Origin of the sequence: Streptomyces sp. NPDC086077, assembly GCF_040686175.1 — a bacterium.
GTDB lineage: Bacteria > Actinomycetota > Actinomycetes > Streptomycetales > Streptomycetaceae > Streptomyces.
Genome location: NZ_JBFBJT010000078.1, coordinates 25,599 through 34,998 on the forward strand (window position 1 = coordinate 25,599; position 9,400 = coordinate 34,998).

Below are 9,400 nucleotides of genomic sequence, written 5' to 3' on the forward strand. Positions count from 1 at the left end.
CTTCGTTCGGGAACGGGAGCGGGGTCGTGGCGACCCCGGAACCGGTACGAGGGCGACAGCAGGGGGCGGATGTGGTGGGGCGGCAGCGACCTACTTCGTTGCGGGACAGGGCGCGCTATCTCTTCGACAGGACTCTGGCACGCAGCACGGGCGCGCTGCTGGGCTGGCTGGCCGCGTGCTGCCTCGCCGTCGTCCTGCCGGTGAGCGCGCTGATGGTGTGGACCGACCCCGCGGCACCGCGGACCCTGGCCGGACGGCTCACCGCCGTGTGGCGCACCAGCGCGGAGACCCTGCGTCTGGGCGGTGTCACGGGCGCGCCGCTGCGGATGCTGCTGGCGGGGCTGCTCGGGCTCATCGCGCTGCTGTGCGTGTCCACGCTGATCGGCGTCATCACCACCGGGCTCGGCGACCGACTCGCGGAGTTGCGCCGCGGCCGCTCCACGGTGCTGGAACAGGATCACGCGGTGGTACTCGGCTGGTCCGACCAGGTGTTCACGGTCATCGCCGAGACGGTCGCGGCCGCGGCGGGCCGCCGGCGCGGCGTTGTCGCCGTGCTGGCCGAGCATGACACCGCCGAGATGGAAGCGGCCCTCACGGCCGTCCTCGGCGTCGTCGGCAAGGCCCGGCTGGTCTGCCGTACCGGCTCACCGGCGGACCCCCAGGCGCTGGCGCTCGTGACACCTGCCGCGGCCCGTTCGGTGCTGGTGCTGCCGTCCGAGGACGCCGGCGCCGACCTGGAGGTCGTCCGTGTCCTGATGGCTCTGCGGGCGCTGCTCGGAGCGCAGACGGGGCCGCCGGTGGTCGCGGCGGTGCGCGACGACCGGTTCCTGCCGGCCGCGCGGCTGGCGGCCGGGCCACGCGGCACGGTGCTGGAGACGGACCTGACCACCGCGCGGCTGCTGGTGCAGTCGGCGCGGCGCCCCGGGCTGTCCGCGGCGCTGCGTGACCTCCTCGACTTCGCCGGTGCGGAGTTCCACGTCGTGGACGTCCCGGAACTGACGGGATGCTCGTACGCCGACATCGCACTGCGCTTCGAGGCGTGCTGCGTCGTCGGATTCCTGCGGGCGGGCGGCCGGTCCGCCCTCACTCCCGCACCGGGCACCCTCCTCGAGGCGGGAGACCGACTCGTGGTCGTGGCGTGCGACGAGCGGGCGGACCCGCCGCTCGACTGCCGCGAGCACGTCGACACGTCGCTCGTGATGGTCCCCGCGTCCCGGCCGCCGGCCCCGACGCGGATGCTGCTGCTCGGCTGGAACCGCCGAGCACCCCTGCTCATCGACATCCTGCGCCGAACCTCACCGCCGGGATCCGTCGTGGACGTCGTCACCGACCCGGACCGCGGACCGACCGCAGGCCCGGCGGAACACCTTGAGGACGCGGAGCAGCCCCGGAGCGGCCCCGCCTCCGAACGGCTGACGGTGAACCGTCACACGGGCGACCTGGCACGCCCCGAGTTCCTGCGCGTCCTGGACGTGTTCGGCTACAACAGTGTCGTCGTCCTCGGCCCCGACGAGGGCACCGGTACGGAGCGGCCCGACGACCGGACCCTGCTGACGCTCCTGATGCTGCGGGCATGGGAGGAGGAAGCGGGCCGTGCCCTGCCCGTCGTGGCGGAGCTGCGCGACCCCCGCAGCCGGGCGCTGGCCCCGCTCGGCCCGGCGTCCGACGCCGTGGTCCGCGGCGAACTGACCGCACTGCTGATGGCGCAGATCTCCCACAGCCCTGAGCTGGCGACGGTGTTCGACGAGATCTTTGCCGCCAGAGGAGGCGCACTGGCTCTTCGCCCGGCGCCGCACTACGTCAGGGCCGGCGTGGAGACGCCCTTCGCGACGGTCGTCGCGGCAGCCCTGGAGCGCGGGGAGTGCGCCCTCGGATACCGAGCCGTCGCACAACCCGGCTCGCCGTCGCACGGTCTGCGTCTTTGTCCCGGCAAGTCGCAACGGCGGGTGTGGGACGCCCGGGACGAGATCCTGGTGCTGACGTCCGGCTCCGTCACGACCGGCGTCACGGAGGGCGGCGGACCCGGACTGCCCGGCATGCGAGGGGAAGCCGCCGGGCCCGGAAAGCCCGGAACGAAGGGGCGGGCCGCACAGGACTCCGACCCACGTGAGCCACACTCGCGTGATCCCAGGGATCGCCGGGGCGCGGACCACGACCGTGAAGGGGGCGGATCACCGACCGCCGCCCCGCAGACCTGACGGGCTCCGCGTGGCCGTGCCTCCGGCGCACCGGCGCGGCACTGCACACCTGGCCTTCCCCGACGACCCCGACGACCGGCTGACCCGCCGGCCAGGCGACCGCCCGCTCGGGCGCCGTCGTCCTCGGCCGGCGGCCAGGAGCGCGGCATGGCGCTGGTCCCCACGTCCGCCCTGGCTTACGACGACGTGTGGCACGTGGCGGGGATGCGCGGCACGGGCGGAGCTGGCGGCGCACGGCGTGACGGTCAACGCGGCGGAGCCGGGGGCGGCCCTGGCTGTCCCCGTCGGTCGGACGGGCAGACCACGGAGGTCGCCGCCCTCGTGGAGTACCTGGTGAGCGAGGAGGGCGGGTCACGGGTGCCGCCTTCGACCTCAACGGCGGTACCCACATGCGCTGACCGACGGGGCGGATCCACCGGGACCGCTCGCACCGGTCACCGTTCTCGGCGAGCACCAGCCCTCAGGCCACCCCGTCTCCCGACGCCAGGCCTCCGGCCGCCGCCGGGGGCGTGCTCGTCCCCTCGCGGGCGCGGATGACACTGATCACGGTGTCCGTGGTGCGCTCCAAGTGGCTGCGGCGATCGGACAGTCGGGCCTTCGAGCTGATGTAACTGCGCGGTCCGACGTGGGTGGCCGGGTCGAGACGGTGGACGGTGACCTTCCCGGCGCGCAGGGCCCGGTTCCAGCTGCTGTAACGGCACAACGGCCAGCGTTGCGGGAAGATCCAGGTGCCGGCCCGCTCGATCCGGTCGTTGGCGCTGGTGAGCCGATACAGGTGCTCGGCGCGGGTGATGTCGTTGGCGCCGTTGTGGAATCCGCCGATCGTGAGCAGCAGGAGCGGGGCGCGCAACGTGGTGTGCAGTTCGTCGACGGCACCGGTGGCGACCTGGGCGCCGCCGCTGTAGCTGAGCAGCACCACGGGGACGCCGCTGCGCGGCCGGTAGCCGGCGAGCCGGAGCTGTGTGGCGATCTGACCGCCGACGGCGCGGTTGTACAGGGGCCGGTACCGGCGGTCCGCGGCGACGAAGATCTGCATCACGTTGTGCAGGAACAACAGCAGGCCGGCGTGGCGGCGCAGCCACGCCCACACCGGCCGGTCGGCGAGCGGGTGCGCCAGCGGCGAGTAGGGCTGCACCTGTCCCAGGACCCGCAGTTCCGGCGCCCTGGTGAGCAGGGCCCTGACCAGTTCGCCGCCGTCCCGGCTGTCGCGGATGCGGCGTTTGCCGATGCCGTCCAGGTAGACCAGGTACGCGGCCGGAGGGGCGTCGGGGGACGCGCCCCGCGCGTAGGGGGTGCCGTCCGGGAGTTCGGCGGTCGGCGTCCGCCAGCCGGCGCCGTACACCAGCACCTCGTAACGGGCGAGCAGCGCCTCGGCGATCAGGGCGACACCGATTCCACCGCCGGCCCAGAGCAGCAGTTCGTTCATGCGACCGCCTCCGGCGTTCGGGGCGCGCTGAGCCGTGCGACCAGCCGCCGGACGGCTTCCACGGCGAGTCCGAGTCCGACTCCGGCGACGGCCAGGCACTCGGCGGCTCTCCACCAGTCGAGGCCGGTCGCCGCGGCGAAGGGTCCCGTCAGCGTCACCCCGACCCCTACGAGGAGCAGTAGGTGGAACAGCGGTCCGAGCAGGGGGAACGCGAGTACGGCAGCGAAGAGGAGCGGCGCAACCAGGCCGGGGGTCCACAACAGGCCGTCGACCGGCGCCGGAGCGGGCAGCACGAGGTCGGCCAGGGTCCACGCGGTCAGCGGCCACAGCGCGAACACGACCGCCTCGACGACGCCACCCGTCAGCAGCAGGCTGATCAAATGGGTCCGCGACACGCCAGGGCGGCGTACCGCCAGGGGCACGAGGCGCCCGGCGGCCTCCGAGACTCCGGCGAGCAGCAGCAGGATGACGACGACGGGTGACATCACTCGGCCTCGCTGTGACGGATCAAGGGCAGCCGCAGCCGGACCCGGCGGCCGACCGGAGCGGACACCCGCAGATGGCGCTCGAGTTCGTCGGCGGCGCGCCGGTAGCCGCCCGCGTCGTGCTGGGCCGTCCGCAAGGTGGCCGCGGCCGCCCGGAACCGGGGTTCGTCGAGCAGACGCCGGGCGAGGGCGCGTACGGAGTCCTCGGTGACGTCGTGGTTGCGCATCGGCAGACCGGCGCCGAGCTCGGCCACGCGACGGGCCACCAGCGGTTGGTCGGCGCCTTGGGGAACCACCAGCATTGGTACCCCGGCGTACAGGGCCTCGTTGACGCTGTTCATGCCGCCGTGTGTGACGAACAGGGCCGCGCGGTCCAGCACCTGGAGCTGCGGCACGGAGCGGCGGGCGGTCACATGGGCGGGCAACGGGCCGAGCGCGGCGGGATCGGTGTGCCCGGTGGAGATGATCACGGTGCCGCCCAGCGGGGCGAGCGCGGTGGCGAAAGCGCGCAGCATCCTGGGACCGGCGTCGAACAACGTGCCGAGCGAGGCGTACAGCACCGGGTCGCGCAGGTGCTGGAGGGGGAAGGACGGGTCGGCCGGCCGGGCGCCGATGCTGGGGCCGACGAAGTGGTAGGAGGCGTCGATGTCCTCGGTGCCGGGCTGGAACGCTCGCGAGGTGTAGACCAGGTTGAGGGCCTGACGGAGGTTTCCCAGGTCCAGCGGGGGCAGTGTCCTGGTGTCGTAGCGGCGGCGTAGCTCCAGACGTGCCCGAAGGTAGCCCCGCACGTTGCGGGTGTGTGCCGCTGCGGAGGCCAGCAGCGCCCACGAGGCGCTGGTGGGGCTGGGCACACTCCGGTTGTACGCGAACGTCGTGAACGACGACGCGGCCGGCACTCCGAGCTCGCGGGCGGCGATCGCTCCCCACGGACAGGCGTTGTCGTGGACGATCAGGTCGGGCCGGATGCCGCGCAGGTCGGTCAGAACGGTGGGGAGCACCTGGACGGTCGTCCGGGCGAGCGCCTCCATCAGCGTGACCGGCATCGGGGGGTCGGGCATCGCCTGGTCGCCCCCGGGGCAGAGGTACACCGCCGCGCCGGCGGCCTCCATCTCCCCTTGGAACGCGGGCCAGGTGTGGTACGTGACGCGGTGGCCGCGCCGGACGAGTTCGGCGACGATCGGCAACGTCGGGTTGATGTGGCCGTGCATGCCGATGTTGAGGAAGGCGAGGGTGCTCACTGACCGCCTCCCCGGACGAAGGGGGGCGGCGGCTCGCTGGGGCCGGCTGGAGGCCCGCCTGGACCGGTCCGTGCACCGCCCGGGCTGGTGGGTGCCGCCGCCGGGTGGATCGAGGTCGTGCCCGGGGGGTGCGACGCCGCGTCTGGGCGGGGCGCTCCCGCCGCCCCCGGGTCGATGAATGCCGCCGCGCCCGGGCCGGCCGATGCTGTGACGGGGGCGTCGACCCGGTACAGGCCCGGGCCGTCGATGCGGAGAGTGTCCAGGAAGTGCCCCGCCGTCCGCGCCGCGGTGCTGATCAGCCGCTGGGTATGGCCGAAGTCCCAAGGGGACGGCCACGTCTCGATGCCGGTCGGCAGCAGCACGGTCGGGATGTGCCGGGACACCTCGTGCAGGTCGCGCTGGATCTGATGGTGCAACAGCAGCAGGCCGGCCCTGGCCGCGATGGCGCTCGCACGCCGCCGCGGGATGTCCGGGCTCAAGGGCGAGCTCTCCGGCCCGGTGGACAGCACCACGACGCTGGCCGCACCGGCCTGCAGGGCCGCCATTACCGGGACGTACGCGACCACGCCGCCGTCGACGAGGGTGCGGCCCTCGCGGTCCACCGGGGGCAGCATCCCGGGGATCGCCGCGCTGGCCAGCAGCGCGGACTGGAGGTCCCCGTGGTCGAGCAACGCCGGAGCGCCGGTGGCGAGGTCCATGGCCACCGCGGTGAACGGGACGGCCAGCTCCTCGATCCGGGAGGGCAGCCCGGACCCGGCGATCAGCCGACGCAGGCCCCGGTCGTTGAAGAGGCTCACCCGTGACGACGCGTAGCCGAAGGGGTACACGTCGCGGCGACGCAACTGCGACCACACGTTGTCGAGCCACGGAGCGGCCTCGTCGGGGTGCGCCGCCGCGATGGCGCCGTTGAGGGCACCCACCGAGGTGCCCACGATCATGTCCGGGGCGAAACCGCGCCGCTCCAGCGCGTACCCGACACCCACATGCGCCGCCCCGAGGACGCCACCGGCGCCCACCACCGCCGCCACGGGCCGGGGCAGGCCGCTCAGGCCCACCGGCACCGAGTCCGTGTCGGTGGGGAGTGTCGAATCAGGAGGCGTCCCTTGGTCGCCGCTCTCCGTGTCACCGGCACCGAGAGTGTGGTGTACCCATGGTGCCGGTCTCTGGTCACGCGGAAGCCTCATGTCACTTCACGCACCTATTGGATTCGTGCACCAGCCGAGAATCGGGCGGAGCCCTGATCGCCGGACGCGAATTTCTCCACCCCGTATCCCTGCGACCCGTATCCCTACAAAAGGGTATTCCCCGATTCGGTGACCGCGCTCGTCCTGGCCGCTCGTCACGGCGCTGCCGGCGGCCCGCCGGCCGCCCCGGGCGCTCGTCGGAAGGACTCAGCAGCGTCACCGAGCACGTGCTTGGCGCCTGACCGGCGGCGGGATGGCCTGCTCGGGGCGTCTCCTGCGCGCCCGACCCCTGGACCGAGTGCTCACGCTACCCGGCGCTGCGGGGGCAAAGGTGATCTTCGTGTCGTCGTAGGTGTGGCTTCCTTCGCCGGGGAGTACGGGGCACCCGACGCCGGACAGCGCAGGGACCTGTTCGACGAGCTCAGCGGCATCGTCGAGGCCAGTACGGCACTCGAACGCCAAGCCGTCCAACTGCTCTGACCCAGGGCACTCTTCGGTGCGGATGGCCCCGGCACGGTGGCGGGGGCGGCCGCGCCTCGTGAGACCGCATGGCATCAGGTGGCACCGAGGGGTGCTACCTGGCGCCCTGCGGTTGAGCTCGGCGCCTTCCGGTGCCATCGAGGTGCCACGTGGTGCCATCGGCTGTCATTTCGTGCGTCTCCGGGTGTGTGAGCGCGTTTGGCGCCACAGTGGCACTGGTCGCATTTCTCGCGTTCCTGCTGGTGGAGAGGGCTGCTTGGGAGGTCCATCCATAGCAGGCGCCGTTCAGGCTTGCATGTGACGCCACAGTGGTGCCATCATGGCGTCATGGACTTGACCCCGTATGTCGACACCCTTCGCCGTGAGCTTGCGGTGGCCGCCGAGGCCGGTGGGGAGGACGCCCGCGAACTGGCCGAGAGGCTGACCGCTCCTCTGGAGTCGGCGACGCGTCTGGTCATGCTGCATGTGCTTTCCGCCGCGATGGACGAGATCACCCGCGAGCTGGCCCCCGGATCGGTCGATGTGCGGCTGCGCGGGCTGGATCCTGATTTCGTGGTGACGCCGCCTCCCGGCGACAGCGGCGCGCCCGCGGAGCCGGCCGTGCCGGTGGAGGCGTTCAAGGCGTCGCCCCCGGCAGACGGCGACGAGGGCGGCACCGCACGCATCAATCTGCGTCTGCCGGGCCACCTCAAGGCGCGTGCCGAGGAGGCCGCGGCCCGCGAGGGCCTGTCGGTCAACGCGTGGCTCGTGCGAGCCGTGTCGGCCGCGGTCGAGGGTGGCACTCGGCCCTCCGCGCCGCAGAAGGCCCAGACCGTCGGGCAGAGCTTCACGGGCTGGGTGCGCTGACCCCGCACCCGCCCGCACCACTTCACCGCCGGCACCACTGCACCGCCCGCACTTCGACCCGGGCACCTCATCTCACCACTTCACCTCACCACTTCACCTCACCACTTCACCCACACCACGTCCCACCAGCGGGGACGGCCCAAGGACTCATGAGGACGGGACAGCCATGCCTACTTTCGACACTCCCGAACCGGTCGCGGCCACGGCGCACGTGGAAGCCGGTTCCATCCAGTTCATCGCAGGCGACCGTCATGACACCGTCGTCGACGTGCAGCCCCGCGACCCGAAGAAGGACCTGGACGTGCGGGCGGCCGGCCAGACCGAGGTCACGTACGCGAGTGGTGCACTGACCGTCAGGACGCCCAAGTCCAACCTGTTCGGCCGCACCGGCACCGTCGACGTGACGGTCGAACTGCCCACGGGCTCACGTGTCGACATGACCGGCGCCTGGGCGCAGGTGCTCGGCGAGGGCCGGCTCGGCGAGGTCCGTGTGAAGACCTCCTCCGGTGACGTCCGCCTTGATGCGACCGGCCCGCTGAAGCTGACCGCGTCGCACGGTTCGATCACGGTGGACCGCGTAGAGGGCATGGCCGAGATCGTCACCAGCTCCGGCAGCCTGCGTGTCGGGCACGTCGACGGGCCGGCCGTACTGAAGAACTCACACGGCACCACGACCGTCGGCGCCGCGACCGGCGAACTCCGGGTCAGCGGCGCGAACGGTGACATCGACATCGCGCGCGCCGAGGACTCGGTCACCGCGAAAACCGCCCACGGCACCCTGCGTGTGGGTGAAGTGACCCGTGGAACCGTCCAGTTGGAGACCTCCTACGGCTCCATCGAGGTCGGCATCCGCGAGGGTACGGCCGCCTGGCTCGACGTCAACTCGGGGTCAGGCCAGGTGCGTAACACGCTCACCGCGTCGCAGACGCCGCAGGAGAGCGAGGACACCGTCGAGGTCCGCGCGCGCACCCGGCACGGCAACATCGACGTCCGCCGCGCCAAGGCCTGACCCGCCCCGCCTCCTCACAGCCCAGGCCATCTCACGCTCACCACCCCTTCGAATGGGAGGGCTTCATGCCTTCTTCTGTCATGCCCACGTCCAGGCGAGGGGACGGTCACCCGTCCCCGGTCGCTGTCTCCGCAGTCGGTCTGCGCAAGTCGTACGGCGACAAGACCGTCCTCGACGGCATCGACCTGCGCATCCCGGCCGGTTCCGTGTTCGCGCTGCTCGGCCCGAACGGCGCCGGCAAGACCACCGCCGTGAAGATCCTCTCCACCCTCGTCACCGCCGACGGCGGACAGGCACAGGTCGCGGGCCACGACCTCGGCGCCGAACCGCAGGCCGTGCGGGCGGCGATAGGCGTCACCGGGCAGTTCTCCGCCGTCGACGGGCTGATCACCGGCGAGGAGAACATGCTCCTGATGGCGGACCTGCACCACCTCTCCAGGCGCGAAGGGCGGCGCGTGGCCGCCGAGTTGCTGGAGCGGTTCGACCTCACCGAGGCCGCGAGGAAGCCGGCCTCCACCTACTCCGGCGGCATGA

Annotated in this window: 9 protein-coding genes; 5 read left to right on the forward strand and 4 right to left on the reverse strand. The window is 72.6% G+C overall.

What is annotated here, in order from left to right; translation table 11 throughout:
* The first annotated feature begins 26 nt into the window (after positions 1-26).
* The gene (locus AB0O67_RS22370) at positions 27-2,198 is read left to right on the forward strand and encodes an NAD-binding lipoprotein (protein WP_365452624.1); all 2,172 of its coding nucleotides are present in this window, start codon (positions 27-29) and stop codon (positions 2,196-2,198) included.
* A gap of 460 nt (positions 2,199-2,658) precedes the next feature.
* Here AB0O67_RS22370 and AB0O67_RS22375 read toward each other — a convergent pair whose 3' ends face one another.
* The 4 genes from AB0O67_RS22375 to AB0O67_RS22390 are packed head-to-tail and all read right to left on the reverse strand — an operon-like array spanning position 2,659 to position 6,408.
* Positions 2,659-3,624 (reverse strand): hypothetical protein, encoded by a 966-nt coding sequence (locus tag AB0O67_RS22375; RefSeq protein WP_365452626.1) that lies wholly within the window; start codon positions 3,622-3,624, stop codon positions 2,659-2,661.
* A complete protein-coding gene (locus tag AB0O67_RS22380) occupies positions 3,621-4,109 on the reverse strand; it encodes a hypothetical protein (protein WP_365452628.1) in 489 nt (162 codons plus the stop codon). The genes AB0O67_RS22375 and AB0O67_RS22380 overlap by 4 nt, the downstream gene beginning before the upstream one ends.
* Positions 4,109-5,347 carry a macrolide family glycosyltransferase gene (locus AB0O67_RS22385; protein WP_365452630.1) on the reverse strand — a complete coding sequence of 413 codons (1,239 nt, stop codon included), beginning with the start codon at positions 5,345-5,347 and terminating at the stop codon, positions 4,109-4,111. The genes AB0O67_RS22380 and AB0O67_RS22385 overlap by 1 nt, the downstream gene beginning before the upstream one ends.
* Entirely contained in the window at positions 5,344-6,408 is a 1,065-nt protein-coding gene (locus tag AB0O67_RS22390) for a patatin-like phospholipase family protein (protein WP_365452632.1), read from the reverse strand. Before AB0O67_RS22390 ends, AB0O67_RS22385 begins: the two co-directional genes overlap by 4 nt.
* 477 nt (positions 6,409-6,885) lie before the next feature.
* Between AB0O67_RS22390 and AB0O67_RS22395 the strand changes: the two genes are divergently transcribed.
* From AB0O67_RS22395 to AB0O67_RS22410, 4 genes are all read left to right on the forward strand, one after another.
* Positions 6,886-7,011, forward strand: a complete 126-nt coding sequence (locus AB0O67_RS22395) for a hypothetical protein (protein WP_365452634.1) — start codon at positions 6,886-6,888, stop codon at positions 7,009-7,011.
* A 327-nt stretch (positions 7,012-7,338) separates the two neighbouring features.
* Positions 7,339-7,857 (forward strand): toxin-antitoxin system HicB family antitoxin, encoded by a 519-nt coding sequence (locus AB0O67_RS22400; protein WP_365452636.1) that lies wholly within the window; start codon positions 7,339-7,341, stop codon positions 7,855-7,857.
* Between the two features lie 166 nt (positions 7,858-8,023).
* Positions 8,024-8,866 (forward strand): DUF4097 family beta strand repeat-containing protein, encoded by an 843-nt coding sequence (locus AB0O67_RS22405; protein ID WP_365452638.1) that lies wholly within the window; start codon positions 8,024-8,026, stop codon positions 8,864-8,866.
* Between the two features lie 65 nt (positions 8,867-8,931).
* A partial coding sequence (locus AB0O67_RS22410) for an ATP-binding cassette domain-containing protein (protein WP_365452640.1) occupies positions 8,932-9,400 on the forward strand: 469 nt, incomplete at its 3' end.